A 16,825-nucleotide genomic window follows, 5' to 3' on the forward strand; every position below is an offset into this window, starting at 1 on the left:
TCACGCCACCCATGTAAGCAAATCTGCGCGCACGGCCGCGCACTCCCAACGGAGCCGCCGAACGATACCAGTTTGCGGTTATGCGCAAAAGTGATGTTTGAGTATATGCACAGAACCAAAACGACTAACGGTAGGGGCGTGAGAGTAACCCCATTTGTGGTAGGGGCAATCCTGGTCTTAACTGTGGACGAGTCTTTGAGCAGTCACCGACAAAATCTACTAGAGGCGATGCTATGAGCCATCCAACCAAAGTAAGGAAAAGTGACAGTAGCGTTGATGCTTGGGCCATTCTCTTTCTGATCATACTGGTCGTGGGTACGGCCGTGTTCTGGGTCAGCCACCAGTAGTCGAGCGATAAAAAAGAGCCTGAATTGTCGGACAATCATGACAATTTGCCGCCGTTGGCCAGCACTTTGCCAGTTATACTGCCTGGGCGAAATTCTGGGGCTCTTCTCGTAATGTTCAAGCGTCTGTGCAAGTGGCTGTTGTGCCTGAGTCTGCCGTTCTGGGCGGTCGCTCATGCCACATCGGTGGTGTTTCTCAATCCCGGCAATTCCACGGAGACCTTCTGGGTCAGTTATTCGCAGTTCATGCAGGCCGCGGCCCGGGACCTGGGGCTTGACCTGCGTATCCTCTATGCCGAGCGCGATCCGCAGAACACTCTGCAGCAGGCCCGGGAGCTGTTCCAGGGCCGCGACAAACCCGATTACCTGATGCTGGTGAACGAACAGTACGTGGCTCCGCAGATCCTGCGTCTGTCCCAGGGTTCCGGGATCAAGCTGTTTATCGTCAACAGCCCTTTGACCCTGGACCAGCGGGAACTGATCGGGCAGAGCCGGCAGAACTATTCGGACTGGATCGGCAGCATGGTGGGCGACGATGAGGAAGCCGGCTACCGCATGCTCAAGGAGCTGCTGCACAAGCTTGGGCCGGTCCCGGCAGGGCACGGCATCGAACTGCTTGCATTTTCCGGGCTCAAGGTCACGCCTGCGGCGCAGTTGCGCGAGCGCGGCTTGCGCCGGGCCCTGGCCGAACATCCGCAGGTGCATTTGCGTCAGTTGGTCTATGGCGAATGGAACCGGGAGCGCGCCTACCGCCAGGCGCAACAGTTGCTCAAGCGCTATCCGAAAACCCAACTGGTCTGGTCGGCCAATGACGAAATGGCCCTGGGGGCCATGCAAGCGGCCCGGGAACTGGGCCGCAAGCCGGGAACGGATCTGCTGTTCAGTGGAGTCAACAGTTCGCCCGAGGCCTTGCAGGCCCTGATCGACGGCAAGTTGTCGGTGCTGGAGGCGGGGCACTTCACCCTGGGGGGCTGGGCCCTGGTGGCGTTGCACGATGATGCCCTGGGGCTGGACGCCCGGCGCCTGGGCGGGCCGGATTGGCAGCTGTCGCTGTTCCAGGCATTGACCCCGGCCCAGGCCCGGCAGTTGTTGCGCCTGGGGGATCAGGTGGGCACCAGGGTCGATTTTCGCGGGCTGTCCGCCCAAGGCAAGCCGGACAGCTACCGCTATCCCTTCGGTTTGCAGCTGTTGCTGCGCTGACGCCGCTTCAGACCCCCGCCAGGTGCATCGCCAGGTTGGCGATGCCCAGCAGCACCAGAACAAACAGGGTGGTGAACAGAATGCCCAGCACGATGAAGTGGCTGGGCTTGCCGTGGCTGAAGTCGCGGGCGCGGTTCTTCCCGCTCTGTACGCCGAAGGCGGCGGCCAGCACGCTTTGCAGCATCTGCAGGAAGGTCGGAGGCTGATTGTCCTTGCTTGGATCGTCCATAAATCCCTCGACACGATTGGGTGTCAACAGAGCATAGACAATGCCGCCCGGGGTGGCGGGCGGTTGCAGGAATGGGCTTGCCAGCGAAGAGGCCCCGGGGACCGCCTTCGCCGGCAAGCCGGCTCCTGCACAACGTGGGTCAGTTGTCGTAGCCCAGGTTGGGTGCCAGCCAGCGTTCGCTCACGGCCAGGTCCTGGCCCTTGCGTTCGGTGTAGCTCTGGACCTGGTCCTGGTCGACCTTGCCCACGGCGAAGTACTGCGCCTGCGGGTGAGCGAAGTACCAGCCGCTGACGGCGGCCGCCGGGAACATGGCGAAGTGCTCGGTAAGGAACACGCCGCTACGGCCGGCACGGCCTTCGCTGGCCTCGGGGTCGAGCAGGGCGAACAGGGTGCTCTTCTCGGTGTGGTCCGGGCAGGCCGGGTAGCCGGGGGCAGGGCGGATACCGCTGTACTGCTCCTTGATCAGTGCCTCGTTGTCCAGTTGTTCGTCCTTGGCATAACCCCAGTACTCCTTGCGCACCTGCTGGTGCAGCCACTCGGCGCAGGCTTCGGCCAGGCGATCGGCCAGGGCCTTGACCATGATCGAGTTGTAGTCGTCGCCGGCATCCTGGTAGGCCTTGGCCACTTCTTCGGCGCCGATTCCGGCGGTGGTGATGAAGCCGCCGACGTAGTCGGTGACGCCGCTGTCCTTGGGCGCGACGAAGTCGGCCAGGGAGAAGTTCGGCTTGCCATCGGTCTTGATGATCTGCTGGCGCAGGTGGTGCAGGCGCGCCAGGGGCTGGCCGTCATCGCCGTAGACTTCCAGGTCGTCGTCCTGCACCTGGTTGGCCGGCCAGAAGCCGAACACGGCGCGGGCGCTGATCAGCTTTTCGTTGATCAGCTTGTCGAGCATCTCCCGGGCGTCCTTGTACAGCGCGGTGGCAGCTTCGCCCACCACTTCGTCTTCGAGGATGCGCGGGAACTTGCCGGCCAGGTCCCAGGAGATGAAGAACGGCGTCCAGTCGATGTATTCGGCCAGCACCTTGAGGTCGATGTTGTCCAGCACCCGGGCGCCGGTGAAGGTCGGTTTGACCGGCTGGTAGCTGCTCCAGTCGAACTGCGGCTTCTTGGCGATGGCCGCCGGGTAGCTCAGGCGCTCGGTGCGGGCGCTGCGGTTGGCGGTGCGCTCGCGCACTTCCACGTATTCCTCGCGGGTCTTCTGCACGAAGCCGGCCTTGAGCTCCTTGGACAGCAGCTGGGTGGCCACGCCCACCGCGCGGGAGGCGTCGGTGACGTAGACCACCGCGTCATTGCTGTACTTGGGCTCGATCTTCACCGCGGTGTGGGCCTTGGAGGTGGTGGCGCCACCGATCATCAGCGGCAGGTGGAAATCCTGGCGCTGCATCTCGCGGGCGACGTGGACCATCTCGTCCAGGGACGGGGTGATCAGCCCGGACAGGCCGATGATGTCGCACTTCTGCTCCTTGGCCACCTGGAGGATCTTCTCCGCCGGCACCATCACCCCGAGGTCGACGATGTCGTAGCCGTTGCAGCCCAGGACCACGCCGACGATGTTCTTGCCGATGTCGTGCACGTCGCCCTTGACCGTGGCCATGAGGATCTTGCCCTTGGCTTCCGGCTTGTCGCCTTTTTCCAGCTCGATGAAGGGAATCAGGTGGGCTACCGCCTGTTTCATGACCCGGGCGGATTTAACCACCTGGGGCAGGAACATCTTGCCGGCGCCGAACAGGTCGCCGACCACGTTCATGCCGGACATCAGCGGGCCTTCGATCACCTCGATCGGGCGGCTGAAGCTCTGGCGCGACTCTTCGGTGTCTTCGACGATATGGGTGGTGATGCCCTTGACCAGCGCGTGTTCCAGGCGCTTGTTGACTTCCCAGCCGCGCCATTCCTCGGTTTCCGCTTCCTTGACGCTACCGTCGCCCTTGAACTGGTCGGCGATGGCCAGCAGCGCGTCGGTGCCGTTGGGCGTGCGGTTGAGCACCACGTCTTCCACGGCGTCGCGCAGCTGTTGCGGAATCTGGTCGTAGATCTCCAGCTGGCCGGCGTTGACGATGCCCATGGTCAGGCCGTTGCGGATCGCGTACAGCAGGAACACCGAGTGGATCGCTTCACGCACCGGGTTGTTGCCGCGGAACGAGAACGACACGTTGGACACACCGCCGGAGCTCAGGGCATAGGGCAGCTCGTCGCGGATATAGGCGCAGGCGTTGATGAAATCAACGGCGTAGTTGTTGTGTTCCTCGATGCCGGTGGCTACGGCGAAGATGTTCGGGTCGAAGATGATGTCTTCCGGCGGGAAGCCCACTTCATTGACCAGGATGTCGTAGGAGCGCTTGCAGATTTCCTTCTTGCGCGCCTCGGTGTCGGCCTGGCCGACCTCGTCGAAGGCCATTACCACCACGGCGGCGCCGTAGCGCTTGCACAGTTTGGCGTGGTGAATGAACTGCTCGACGCCTTCCTTCATGCTGATGGAGTTGACGATGCCCTTGCCCTGGATGCACTTGAGGCCGGCTTCGATCACTTCCCACTTGGAGGAGTCGATCATGATCGGTACGCGGGAGATGTCCGGCTCGCCGGCGATCAGATTGAGGAAGGTCACCATGGCCTTCTTCGAATCCAGCATCCCTTCATCCATGTTGATGTCGATCACCTGGGCGCCGGCTTCCACCTGCTGCAGGGCGACTTCCAGGGCCTCGGTGTAGTTGTCCTCGCGGATCAGCCGGGCGAACTTGGCCGAGCCGGTGATGTTGGTGCGTTCACCGACGTTCACGAACAGCGAGCTGCGATCGATGGTGAAGGGCTCCAGGCCCGACAGGCGGCAGGCCTTGGGAATGTCCGGGATCTGTCGCGGGGCATAACCGGCCACGGCTTTGGCGATGGCGCCGATATGCCCCGGGGTGGTGCCGCAGCAGCCGCCGACGATATTCAGGAAGCCGCTCTGGGCGAATTCCTCGATGACCTTGGCGGTTTGTTCCGGCAGTTCGTCGTATTCGCCGAATTCGTTGGGCAGGCCGGCATTGGGGTGCGCCGAGACGTGGGTGCTGGCCTTGTTCGACAGCTCTTCCAGGTACGGGCGCAGTTCGCTGGCGCCCAGGGCGCAGTTCAGGCCCACCGAGATCGGCTTGGCGTGGGCCACGGAGTTCCAGAAGGCCTCGGTGGTCTGGCCCGACAGGGTACGACCGGAGGCATCGGTGATGGTCCCGGAAATCATGATCGGCAGCTCGACGCCCAGTTCTTCGAACACGCCCTGTACGGCGAAGATCGCCGCCTTGGCGTTCAAGGTGTCGAAGATGGTCTCGATCAGGATCAGGTCGGCACCGCCTTCGATCAGGCCCTTGGTGGCCTCGGTGTAGTTTTCCACCAGTTCATCGAAGGTGACGTTGCGGTAGCCGGGGTTGTTGACGTCGGGCGACAGCGAGCAGGTACGGCTGGTCGGTCCCAGGACGCCGGCGACGAAACGTGGCTTGTCCGGGGTCTCCTGGGTCTTGGCGTCGGCGATCTTGCGCGCCAGGCGTGCGCCCTCTACGTTTAATTCGTAGGCCAGTTCTTCCATGCCGTAATCGGCCATGGAAATGCGCGTGGCGTTGAAGGTGTTGGTTTCCAGGATGTCGGCGCCGGCATCCAGATAGGCTTTTTCGATGCCACCGATCACGTCCGGACGGGTGATCACCAACAGGTCGTTGTTGCCCTTGACGTCGCTGGGCCAGTCGGCGAAGCGCTTGCCACGGTAGTCATGTTCTTCGAGCTTGTAGCTCTGGATCATGGTGCCCATGCCGCCATCGAGAATCAGAATGCGCTCTTTGAGGGCTTGCTGGAGGGCGTGGAGGCGAGCACTGCGATCGGACATGAGAACTACCTGGTAAGGCCATTACGAAGGGCGGCGATCATAGCAAACCTGCATGGTTTTGCGGCATGCGTGGTTTTTGCATGAATATCGCTCATGTTGGTCGAGGAGTGAGACCGGTAGAATCGCGGCGTTTTTTTCTTTCGGGACCAGGGACATGCCGTTTCGTTTTATCGTCAGCAGCGCGCTGCTGCTTCTGAGTTCAGTGTGCCTGGCACAAGGTCCGGCGCCGGCGATTTCCTATACCCGCGACATCCAGCCGATCTTTACCGAGAAATGCGTGGCCTGTCATGCCTGTTACGACTCCGCCTGTCAGCTCAACCTGGGCAGTGGCGAAGGGGCCAGCCGCGGTGCTTCGAAGATTCCGGTGTACGACGGCGAGCGCAGCAAGGCCCAAGCGCCTACGCGGCTGTTCTATGACGCCACTGGCCAGCGTGCCTGGCAGCAGAAGGGCTTCTATTCGGTGCTTGACGCCCAGGGCAGCCAGGCGGCGCTGATGGCGCGCATGCTGGAACTGGGCCATCGCACCCCGCTGCAACCCAACGCCAAGTTGCCCAGCGAGATCGCCCTGGGCCTGAGCCGCGAGAACATGTGCCCGCAGCCGGCGGAGTTCGACGCCTATGCCGGGGCTCACCCCAAGGAAGGCATGCCCCTGGCGGTCACCGGCCTGACCGATCAGCAATACCTGACCCTGCAACGCTGGCTGGCCTCGGGCGCGCCCATCGACGAGCAAGGCCTGGCCCCCAGTGCCCGGGAAAGCCTGCAAGTGGCTCAGTGGGAAAACCTGCTCAACGCCCCTGGCGCCCGGGAGAGCCTGGTGGCGCGCTGGCTCTATGAACACTTGTTCCTCGCCCATCTCTATTTTGAAGGCGGCGAGCCGGGGCATTTCTTCCAGTGGGTGCGTTCCCGTACCCCCAGTGGCCAGCCCATCGACCTGATCAACACCCGTCGCCCCAACGACGACCCGGGCACCCAGGTGTACTACCGCCTGTGGCCGGTGCAAGGGGTGATCGTGCACAAGACCCATATCACCTACCCGCTGAGCGCGGCGAAGATGGCCCGGGTCAAGACCCTGTTCTACAGCGGCGACTGGCAGGTCACGGCCCTGCCGGGCTACGGGCCGGCGCGCCGGGCCAACCCGTTCGAGACCTTCGAGGCGATTCCGGCCAAGGCCCGCTACCAGTTCATGCTGGATAACGCCGAATACTTCGTGCGCACCTTTATCCGTGGCCCGGTGTGCCGCGGGCAGATCGCCACCGACGTGATTCGCGACAACTTCTGGGCGCTGTTCCAGGCCCCCGAACATGACCTGTACATCACCGACCCGGCCTATCGCGGCCAGGCCACGCCGTTGCTGGCCATGCCCGGGCAGAACGACGACGTCGGCAGCGTGCTCAGCCTGTGGCTGGCCTATCGCGACAAGCGCAACGAGTACGAGGCCCTGCGCCGCGATTCCTATGCCGATTCGCCGGCGCCCAGCTGGTCGACCCTGTGGGCCGGCAACGACAACGCGCTGCTGAGCATCTTCCGCCACTTCGACAGCGCCTCGGTGACCAAGGGCCTGATCGGCGAAGTGCCACAGACGATGTGGCTGTTCGACTACCCGCTGCTGGAGCGCACCTACTATCAATTGGCGGTGAACTTCGACGTGTTCGGCAACGTCTCCCACCAGGCCCAGACCCGGTTGTACTTCGACCTGATCCGCAATGGCGCGGAGCAGAACTTCCTGCGCCTGATGCCCGCCGGCACCCGCGAGGATTTCCTCGACGATTGGTACCAGAACAGCGGCAAGTTCAAGATGTGGCTGGATTACGAGTCCATCGACGACGACAAGCGCAGCGCGCTGAAGCTCGACCTCAAGGACCCGAAAAAGGACTTCGCCAACCAGTTGCTGGCCCGCTATGGCGACCTCAACGCCAAGCCGGATCCGATCAACCGCTGTGACAGCGCCTACTGCTCACGCCCGAACATCGACCCGGCGCTGCAGGATGCCGAGCAGGCCCTGAGCCGCCTGGCATCGCGCCCGGCGGCGGGCCTCAAGGTCATCGAACAGTTGCCGGAAGCGACCCTGCTGCGTGTCCAGACCGCCAGCGGCAAGCGCGAGTTCTACAGCATGCTGCGCAACCGCGCCCACAGTAACGTGGCCTTCATGCTCGGCGAGTCGCTGCGCTACCAGCCGGGGCTGGACACCCTGACCATATTCCCGGGGATTCTCAGCAGCTATCCGAACTTCATGTTCAACGTACCGGCCGGGCAAGTGCCGGAGTTCGTCGACGCCATGCAGGCGGCCCGGGACGCCGCCAGCTTCGAGAAGATCGTCGAGCGCTGGGGCATCCGCCGCAGCCATCCGCAGTTCTGGCAGTACTTCCATGACCAGACCCGCTACCTGCAGGAAACCGACCCGGTGGAAGCCGGGGTCCTGGACATGAACCGTTACGAAAACCTCTGACATAGAGCTGTCATCGCCCCCGGACTGCGCCTTGGCGCGGCCCGGGGACGCTCTATACCAAAGTCTATCCCGACAAAAATACTAGGACTTTGTCAGCGGCTTGGATTGGCGTAAACTGCGCCCACGTCTGCGAGGAACCACCATGAGCGCCATAACCATTACCGACGCCGCCCACGATTATCTGGCTGATCTGCTATCCAAGCAGAACACCCCGGGGATTGGCATCCGCATCTTCATCACCCAGCCAGGGACTCAGTACGCCGAGACCTGCATCGCCTATTGCAAGCCGGGCGAAGAGAAACCCGAAGACAAGGCCCTGGGCCTGAAAAGCTTCACCGCCTACATCGACGCCTTCAGCGAAGGTTTCCTCGATGATGCGGTGGTCGACTACGCCACCGACCGCATGGGCGGCCAGCTGACCATCAAGGCGCCCAACGCCAAGGTGCCGATGGTCAATGCCGACAGCCCGGTCAACGAGCGCATCAACTACTACCTGCAAACCGAGATCAACCCGGGGCTGGCCAGCCACGGCGGCCAGGTCAGCCTGATTGACGTGGTCGAGGACGGCATTGCCGTGTTGCAGTTCGGCGGCGGTTGCCAGGGCTGCGGCCAGGCCGACGTGACCTTGAAGGAAGGCATCGAGCGCACCCTGCTCGAGCGCATTCCGGAGCTCAAGGGCGTACGTGACGTCACCGACCACACGCAGAAAGAAAACGCCTACTACTAAGGCGTTCGCTGCGACTTGAAAAAACGGCGCCCCGTGAGCGCCGTTTTTTTATGCCCCCAAGCCAGCTCCTACAAAGCGTCCAGCGCGGCAACATAGGAACTCCCACCTCGTAGGAGCCGGCTTGCCGGCGAATGGGCCCTCAAGCCTTGCACGATGCCAAGATCGCCTTCGCTGGCAAGCCAGCTCCTACACAGGGTGTGTGTCAAGGGCGGTAGAGGTGTGCGTGCCCGGCGCGGTACAGCGACGATTCGCTGAATGCATCCGTGGCCAGCACCCGGCCCACCAGGATCAGTGCCGTGCGCCGAAAACCCTTGGCCGCCACCTGATCGACGATGTCCGCCAGGGTTCCCAGGGCCCAGTCCTGATCCGGCCAGGTGGCGCGGTGCACCACTGCAATCGGGCAGTCTGCGCCGTAGTGGGGCAGCAACTCGGCAACGATCTTCGATAGGTGATTGACCCCCAGGTGGATGGCCATGGTGGCGCCGTGGGCCGCCAGGCTGGCGAAATCCTCGCCGGCAGGCATCGCGGTCTTGTCCGCGTAGCGGGTAAGAATCACGCTTTGGGAGACGTCCGGCAGGGTCAGTTCGGCCCCCAGCAGGGCAGCGCAGGCGGCGGTGGCGGTGACCCCGGGGATGATCTCGAAGGGGATGCCCAGCTCCCGCAGGCAGCGGATCTGCTCGCCGATGGCGCCATACAGGCTCGGGTCGCCGGAATGCACCCGGGCCACGTCCTGGCCCCGGGCATGGGCCTGCTTGATGGCCTCGATGATCTGCTCCAGGTGCAGTTCGGCGCTATTGATCACCCGCTCCGCGCGGTGCCCGTCGAGCACTGCCTGGGGGACCAGGGAGCCGGCGTAGATGATCACCGGGCAACGATGGATCAGGCGCTGGCCCTTGACGGTGATCAGTTCCGGGTCGCCGGGGCCGGCGCCGATGAAATAGACAGTCATGGCTGTGTCCTGTGAAAAAAGGTCGGGAGCCGTGCTTCAGATGAAGATTGCTCATGATCGAAGGCGGGAATTATCGGGGATTCTACCGGGCGGCGACCAATGCCAGGGTGGCCTGGGCGTATTTTTGCCGGGGAACAAGCAGTGTGGCCGGGCCGGGTGACAGCTGTTCGGCCAGGGCCAGGGCGGCACTTTCGGCCACGCCGTAGCAGCCGGTACGTTCGAAGGCGATTTGCGAGCGGTGGCTCAGGCGCAGGGCAAAGGGGGCGAGCTGGCCGCTGCTGAAACAGGTCAGCGGCAGTTCCAGTTGCTCCGCCAGTTGCAGCAGGCCGGGTTCGTTGCGCTTGAGGTCGATGCTGGCCAGGGCCAGGACCTGCCGGGCCTGCCACTGGTGCGCCGCCAGGACCTGGTCGAGCAAGGCGCGCAGCGTGGTCACCGGGCAGCCTTTCTGGCAGCCCAGGCCGACCACCATGGTCGGCGCTGCGCTCACTTCGATCATGCCGAGTACTGGCCCGCGCTCTTGCGCCGGAACAACCAGGCGCTGATCAGCCCGAGGGCCAGCCAGAAGGCCGCATTGGTCAGCTGCGAGGCGATCTTGAATTGCGCTTCCAGTTCTTCCGGGGCCAGCATCGAATGCACTTCCGGCTGCGGCGCGCCGATCACGTGGGGTACGGCGATGATGGCCGCGCCCAGGATCTTCAGCAGCCAGTTGCGGGCGAACACGATCAGGGCAATGCCCACAGCGGTGGAGGCGGCGGTGCCGACCCACCAGATCTGCCGCTGTGCCAGGTCGGCTGCGGCGGTGCCCGGCAGTTCCGGCGGCAGGCCCAGGGTCGGCGCCAGGCAGAAGGTGGCATAGCCGGCCAGGCCCCAGAGCAGGCCCTGGGACGTGCGGTTCGGCGCGCGCAGGGTGTAGAGGCCGGCCAGCATCAGGGCGAAGCCCACGGCCACCACCAGGTTGCCTCCGGTGGTGGACAGCACGCGCTGCCAGCCGTCTTCCGGCTCCCAGGCTTCGGCATCGTGGCTGTGGGCGGCCATGGCGCCTTCGGCGTGCTCATGGACTTCGGCCGCGGGGGCCTTTTCATAGGTTTCCGCCTGCAGGATCAACGGGGCGACCCAGAAGCTTTGCAGCAGGGTCAGCAGCAGGGCGGCCAAGAGGCCGGTGAAACCTGCGGTTTGCGCGATACGCTTGATCATGTCGGCAGGTCTCAATGGCAAGGGAAGGCGGCGCTGTGGCGGGTGTCGTGAGCCGCGTTGTGCACCGCCTCGATGTGGGAGAAGCCGGCGAAGTACACCAGGCACGCGCCGAGGATCGAGGCGCCGATGGCGGCCACCAGGCGCTGGCTCAGGGTGGAGGTCGTGCTGGCGGAGTGGCTGGTGCTGCTGATGATCGACATGGCGCTTCCCTCTGGAGTGTCAGCGGGGTAGAGGCGCAGGAAAACCCCGCGTGATGGCCACGCAGGGTTTGCAACAGCGCCCGCCCACCGCGGGTTGTTATGTAAGTGTTGCGGGCCGGTCTCCGGGCTTGCGAGGGGCAGGGCTGTATCATGCCGTGCCAGCAAGTGTCGCCTTCCCATGCCTTGGCACAGTGGATCTGACACTTCGCTCGCTTACCGTTGCGGGGGCAGCACCGGACTGGCCACGGCTTTTTAGTTAAGCACGTGATTCACCGGTTTCCCGTTTCACCCTGTAAGGGGCACCCGTAACAAGGTGTGTAGGAGATCATGGGCGGGGCAGGGGCGTCAATTGCCGTAACCGCTGCGCAGGTGTGCGCCGCGCTCGTGCAAGGTTCAATGGCTCTTTCGCCGGCAAGCCGGCTGCTACGGGCGCATTGTCGATTGACCGTCCCCCTGGCTCTGCGTAGCCTTGCGCTTTCGAGGTTCTTCGGCCACGGGTCGAAGCTAAGAAGGGAACGCGGTCGATGCCGCGGCTGCCCCCGCAACTGTGAAGGGTTCGATTGCTGCAAGGCCACTGCATGGGCGTCGACGACGCCGGTGGGAAGGCGCAGCAATCGCCGGTCCGACGACTGGCAAGCCCTCAGCCAGGAGACCTGCCTCGATCCAAGATTCTCACTACAACCGGGCGGGGTGATCCGGTGGCGAAATCTCCGCGCGCCCGGCGTTGCGGTTCTCGTCCCGTTTGCCCGCCTCCTTTTGCCAAAGGGCATCCGATGAAAACACTGGCCAAACTTCCCGTCACCATCGTCACCGGCTTCCTTGGCTCGGGTAAGACCACCTTGCTCCGGCACATGCTGGACAACGCCCAGGGCCGGCGCATTGCGGTGATCGTCAACGAATTCGGCGAGCTGGGCATCGACGGCGAAATCCTCAAGCAATGCGCCATCGGCTGCACCGAGGAAGAGGCCAGCGGCCGAGTCTACGAGCTGGCCAACGGTTGCCTGTGCTGCACCGTGCAGGAGGAGTTCTTCCCGGTGATGCGCGAACTGGTGGCGCGCCGCGGCGACCTGGACCACATCCTCATCGAGACTTCCGGCCTGGCGCTGCCCAAGCCTCTGGTCCAGGCCTTCCAGTGGCCGGAAATCCGCAGTGCCTGCACCGTCGATGCGGTGATCACCGTGGTCGACAGCCCGGCCGTGGCCGCCGGCACCTTCGCCGCCTTCCCCGATCAAGTGGACGCCCAGCGCAAGCTCGACCCCAACCTGGACCACGAATCGCCGCTGCATGAGCTGTTCGCCGACCAGCTGTCCAGCGCAGACCTGGTGATCCTCAACAAGACCGACCTGATCAGCCCCGAAGACCTGGCCAAGGTGCGCCTGGAAGTGGCCGAGGAGCTGCCGCCGGCGGTCAAGGTCATCGAAGCCAGCAGCGGTCGCCTGCCCCTGGATGTGCTGCTGGGCCTGGGTGCCGGTTCCGAGGAACACATCGACGGCCGCCACAGCCACCACGACCATCACCATGACGGCGATGACGATCACGACGACCACGATCACGACGCCTTCGATTCCATCTCCATCGAGCTGCCCCAGGCCGACGAAAGCCTGCTGCTGGACGCCCTGACCCAACTGGTGGTCAAGCACGGCATCCTGCGGGTCAAGGGTTTCGCCGCCATCCCCAACAAGCCGATGCGCCTGCTGATCCAGGGCGTGGGCACGCGCTTCGACAAGCACTTCGACCGCAAGTGGGGCGCCGACGAGGCCCGTACCACGCGCCTGGTGCTGATCGGCCAGGAACTGGACGCCGCCCAGCTCGAAGCGCAACTGCGCGCCGCACTCAGCGTCTAAGCCATGCACCTGCTCAGGACCCAGCCCGGCGGTTTCGTGTCGGATGACAACATTGCCGACCTGGGACAAACCCCCGCCGAGCTGGTGATCCTGTGCAGCGGCGATTCCAGCCTGGCGCTGCTGGCGGACGCCGCCGAGCAATTGCCCGAGGACTACCCGAGCTTTCGCCTGGCCAATCCGATGCAGGTGCAGAACCACGCCTCGGTGGACCTGTATGTGGACCAGGTGCTGCGCCACGCCAAGGTCATCCTGATTTCCCTGCACGGTGGCATCGCCTACTGGCGCTACGGCGTCGAGCGGCTGGTGGAGCTGTCCCAGCGCGGGGTGCAGTTGATCCTGGTGCCGGGGGACGACCGCCCCGACCCGGAACTCGGCGACCTGAGCACCGTGGGCCCCATCGAGCGTGATCGCCTGTGGCAATACCTGCGCCAGGGCGGCCGCGATAACGCCTTGAACTTCTACCGCTGCCTGGCCAGCGGCCTGTTGGGGCGCGACTACCCCTGGAGCGAACCGCAGGCCCTGCCACGCACGGCGATCTACCACCCGCACAAAAGCCAGGCTGCCCTCAGTGACTGGCAGGCCGACTGGCAGCCGGGGCAAGCCGTGGCAGCGCTGCTGTTCTACCGCTCCCACCTGCAGGCGGCCAACACCGGCTTTATCGACCTGTTCTGCCAGCGCTTGCTGGCGGCGGGCCTCAACCCCTTGCCGATAGCGGTGGCCAGCCTCAAGGAACCGGGCTGCCTGAGCCAGGTGGAAGACTGGCTGGATGAAACCGCGGCCGGGGTGATCCTCAACACCACCGGCTTTGCCCAGTCCAGCCCCGAAGCCCCGCACCTGCGGCCGTTCCGCCGCAATATCCCGGTGATCCAGGCGATCTGCGCCCAGGACAACGAACCGGGCTGGCGTGACAGCGAGCAGGGCCTGGGGCCGCGGGACCTGGCCATGCACATCGCCTTGCCGGAACTGGACGGGCGCATCATCAGCCGGCCCATCAGCTTCAAGGACCTGGCCTGGCGCAGCGAGCTCAGCCAGTCGGACGTGGTCTGCTATCGCGGCCAGCCCGAACGCATGGATTTCGTCGCCGAACTGGCCCGGCGCTGGGTCGAACTGGGGCGCCTGGACAACGGCCACAAACGCGTGGCCCTGGTACTGGCCAACTACCCGACCCGGGACGGGCGCATCGGCAACGGCGTGGGCCTGGACACCCCGGCGGCGGCGCTGAACATCCTCAAGGCACTGCACGCCGAAGGCTATCCGCTGCCGGCCGAACTGCCGGCCAGCGGCACCGAGTTGATCCAGCAGTTGCTGGGTGGGGTGAGCAACGACCTGGACAGCCTCGACCAGCGCCCCTGCCAGCAAAGCCTGGCCATGGCCGACTACCTGACGCTGTTCCAGGCCCTGCCCGAAGCCAACCGCCAAGCGGTGCTGGCGCGCTGGGGCACGCCGCAGCAGGACCCGATGTGCCGCAACGGGCGGATGATGATCGCCGGCCTGCGCTTTGGCCTGACCTTCGTCGGTATCCAGCCGGCCCGGGGTTACCAGGTGGACCCCAGCGCGGTCTACCACGACCCGGACCTGGTGCCGCCCCATGGCTACCTGGCGTTCTACTTCTGGCTGCGCCAGGCCTACGGCGCCCACGCGCTGATCCATGTCGGCAAGCACGGCAACCTGGAATGGCTGCCGGGCAAGGGCGTGGGCCTTTCCGAGCAATGCTGGCCGGATGCGCTGCTGGGGCCGTTGCCGAACATCTACCCGTTCATCGTCAACGACCCGGGGGAGGGCGCCCAGGCCAAGCGCCGCACCCAGGCGGTGATCATCGATCACCTGATGCCGCCCCTGACCCGCGCCGAGACCTATGGCCCGCTGCGCAACCTGGAACTGCTGGCGGACGAATACTACGAAGCCCAGTTGCTGGACCCGCGCCGGGCCCGGGAGCTGCAGCGGGACATTCTCAAGCTGGTGCGCGAGACCCATATCGACCGCGAGCTGCAATTGGGCGAACAGCTCGACAGCGACGCCGACGCCGCGCTCTGGCTGCCGCGCCTGGACACCTACCTGTGCGACCTCAAGGAATCGCAGATCCGCGATGGCCTGCACCTGTTCGGCGAGTCCCCCGAGGGGCGCTTGCGCATCGACACCCTGTTGGCCCTGCTACGCATTCCCCGGGGCGACGGCAAAGGCGCCCATGCCAGCCTGCTGCGGGCCCTGGCCAAGGCTTTCGGCCTGGGTTTCGACCCCCTGGACTGTGCCCTGTCCGAGCCCTGGACCGGGCGCCGCCCGCCCGTGCTGCAACAGTTGAGCGAGGCGCTGTGGCGCACCGCCGGTGACGTTCGCGAGCGCCTGGAGCTCTACGCCGCCGGGTTGATCGAAGCGGCGCTGCAAGGGCCCGTCCCACAGCTGGACGAACCCGGCTGGGAGCCGGTGCAGAGCATCATCGACGGCCTGCGCGAGGTGGTCGCACCGCGTCTGGACGCCTGTGGCCCGGCGGAAATGCGCGGCCTGCTGGACGCCCTGAACGGGCGTTTCGTGCCTGCCGGCCCCAGTGGCGCGCCAAGCCGCGGGCGCCTGGACGTGCTGCCCACCGGGCGCAACTTCTACTCGGTGGATGTGCGCAACCTGCCCACCACCACCGCCTGGCGCATCGGTTTCCAGTCGGCCAACCTGATTCTCGAACGCCACTTGCAGGATCACGGCGACCACCTGCTGCAATTGGGCCTGTCGGTCTGGGGCACCGCCACCATGCGCACCGGTGGCGACGACATCGCCCAGGCCATGGCCCTGATGGGGGTACGCCCGGTGTGGGCCACCGGCAGCCAGCGGGTCGATGACTTCGAGATCCTGCCCCTGAGCCTGCTGGACCGGCCGCGGGTCGACGTAACCCTGCGGGTGTCCGGGTTCTTCCGCGATGCCTTCGCCAACCTGATCCGCCTGTTCGATGCGGCGGTGCAGGCGGTAGCGGCTCTCGATGAACCCGAGGACTTGAACCCGCTGGCGGCCAGGGTGCGTGCCGAGCGCGCGGCCCTGGAGGCGTCGGGGCTGGATGCCGACGCCGCCGCGCGCCAGGCCGGCTGGCGGATCTTCGGCGCCAAGCCGGGGGCCTATGGCGCCGGGGTCCAGGGCGCCATCGACGGCCGCCTGTGGCAGAGCCGCGAGGACCTGGCCGAGGTCTACCTGAACTGGGGTGGCTACGCCTATGGTGGCAGCGACGAAGGCACTGCCGCCCGCGAGCAGTTCGCCACCCGTCTGAGCCGGGTGCAGGCGGTGCTGCAGAACCAGGACAACCGCGAGCACGACCTGCTGGACTCCAACGACTACTACCAGTTCCAGGGCGGCATGCTGGCGGCGGTGGAAAGCCTCAGCGGCAACCAGGCCGCCAGCTACCACGGCGACCACAGCCAGCCGGACCTGCCGAAGATCCGTACCCTCAAGGAAGAACTGAACCGGGTCATCCGTTCCCGGGCGGCCAACCCGAAGTGGATCGAAGGGGTCAAGCGCCATGGCTACAAGGGCGCCTTCGAAATGGCCGCGACCCTGGACAACCTGTTCGCCTTCGACGCCACCACCGAACTGATCGACGATCACCAGTACGCCTTGCTGGCCGATGCCTATCTGCTCGATGGCTCGACCCGCGAGTTCGTCCGTCAGCATAATCCCCACGCCCTGCGGGACATGACCGAGCGCCTGCTGGAAGCTCAGCAGCGTGGCCTGTGGCAAGAGCCTGGCGATTATCGTGAAGCCCTGGAACACCTGCTGCTGGATATAGAAGAAGATTCCTGAGGCGGCGAGTGCTGCGCACTCGATCGCCAGCAAGCTCGCTCCTACAGGGCTGGCATTGCCGTTGT

Annotated in this window: 11 protein-coding genes and 2 riboswitches; of the genes, 5 read left to right on the forward strand and 6 right to left on the reverse strand. The window is 65.0% G+C overall.

Features of this window, described 5'->3' with window-relative positions; all coding sequences use genetic code 11:
• The first annotated feature begins 458 nt into the window (after positions 1-458).
• Positions 459-1,544, forward strand: coding sequence for an ABC transporter substrate-binding protein (locus M2395_RS02260; RefSeq protein WP_011061940.1), 1,086 nt, complete (start codon positions 459-461; stop codon positions 1,542-1,544).
• Between the two features lie 7 nt (positions 1,545-1,551).
• On the opposite strand, the gene M2395_RS02265 is transcribed toward M2395_RS02260, so the two are convergent.
• Both M2395_RS02265 and metH read right to left on the reverse strand, forming a co-directional pair.
• Positions 1,552-1,773, reverse strand: a complete 222-nt coding sequence (locus M2395_RS02265) for a DUF2970 domain-containing protein (RefSeq protein ID WP_015636084.1) — start codon at positions 1,771-1,773, stop codon at positions 1,552-1,554.
• 139 nt (positions 1,774-1,912) lie between these two features.
• A complete protein-coding gene (gene metH / locus M2395_RS02270; protein ID WP_053152492.1) occupies positions 1,913-5,623 on the reverse strand; it encodes a methionine synthase in 3,711 nt (1,236 codons plus the stop codon).
• Positions 5,624-5,777: 154 nt separating this feature from the next.
• On the opposite strand from metH, the gene M2395_RS02275 reads away from it, so the two are divergent.
• Both M2395_RS02275 and nfuA read left to right on the forward strand, forming a co-directional pair.
• On the forward strand, positions 5,778-8,069 hold the full coding sequence (locus tag M2395_RS02275) for a fatty acid cis/trans isomerase (protein WP_053152490.1): 2,292 nt from the start codon (positions 5,778-5,780) through the stop codon (positions 8,067-8,069).
• Positions 8,070-8,211: 142 nt separating this feature from the next.
• Complete coding sequence (nfuA, locus tag M2395_RS02280; protein ID WP_011061936.1) at positions 8,212-8,796, forward strand: Fe-S biogenesis protein NfuA; 585 nt, start codon at positions 8,212-8,214, stop codon at positions 8,794-8,796.
• Positions 8,797-8,998: 202 nt separating this feature from the next.
• On the opposite strand, the gene cobM is transcribed toward nfuA, so the two are convergent.
• The 4 genes from cobM to M2395_RS02300 form a co-directional block, all read right to left on the reverse strand.
• Entirely contained in the window at positions 8,999-9,745 is a 747-nt protein-coding gene (gene cobM, locus M2395_RS02285; RefSeq protein ID WP_019094335.1) for a precorrin-4 C(11)-methyltransferase, read from the reverse strand.
• An 82-nt stretch (positions 9,746-9,827) separates the two neighbouring features.
• Positions 9,828-10,241, reverse strand: a complete 414-nt coding sequence (locus M2395_RS02290; RefSeq protein ID WP_077934429.1) for a cobalamin biosynthesis protein — start codon at positions 10,239-10,241, stop codon at positions 9,828-9,830.
• Positions 10,238-10,939 carry a CbtA family protein gene (locus M2395_RS02295; protein ID WP_019094336.1) on the reverse strand — a complete coding sequence of 234 codons (702 nt, stop codon included), beginning with the start codon at positions 10,937-10,939 and terminating at the stop codon, positions 10,238-10,240. Before M2395_RS02295 ends, M2395_RS02290 begins: the two co-directional genes overlap by 4 nt.
• Before the next feature lie 11 nt (positions 10,940-10,950).
• Positions 10,951-11,139, reverse strand: coding sequence for a CbtB-domain containing protein (locus M2395_RS02300; RefSeq protein WP_011061932.1), 189 nt, complete (start codon positions 11,137-11,139; stop codon positions 10,951-10,953).
• Between the two features lie 95 nt (positions 11,140-11,234).
• Positions 11,235-11,461: riboswitch (cobalamin riboswitch) on the reverse strand.
• Between the two features lie 141 nt (positions 11,462-11,602).
• Positions 11,603-11,815: riboswitch (cobalamin riboswitch) on the forward strand.
• Between the two features lie 97 nt (positions 11,816-11,912).
• Between M2395_RS02300 and cobW the strand changes: the two genes are divergently transcribed.
• Together cobW and cobN are read left to right on the forward strand one after the other, a co-directional pair.
• On the forward strand, positions 11,913-12,983 hold the full coding sequence (cobW, locus tag M2395_RS02305) for a cobalamin biosynthesis protein CobW (RefSeq protein WP_011061931.1): 1,071 nt from the start codon (positions 11,913-11,915) through the stop codon (positions 12,981-12,983).
• A gap of 3 nt (positions 12,984-12,986) precedes the next feature.
• The gene (cobN, locus tag M2395_RS02310) at positions 12,987-16,760 is read left to right on the forward strand and encodes a cobaltochelatase subunit CobN (protein ID WP_123430538.1); all 3,774 of its coding nucleotides are present in this window, start codon (positions 12,987-12,989) and stop codon (positions 16,758-16,760) included.
• Positions 16,761-16,825: the final 65 nt, after the last annotated feature.

This window comes from Pseudomonas sp. BIGb0176, assembly GCF_024810175.1.
GTDB classification, from domain to species: domain Bacteria; phylum Pseudomonadota; class Gammaproteobacteria; order Pseudomonadales; family Pseudomonadaceae; genus Aquipseudomonas; species Aquipseudomonas protegens.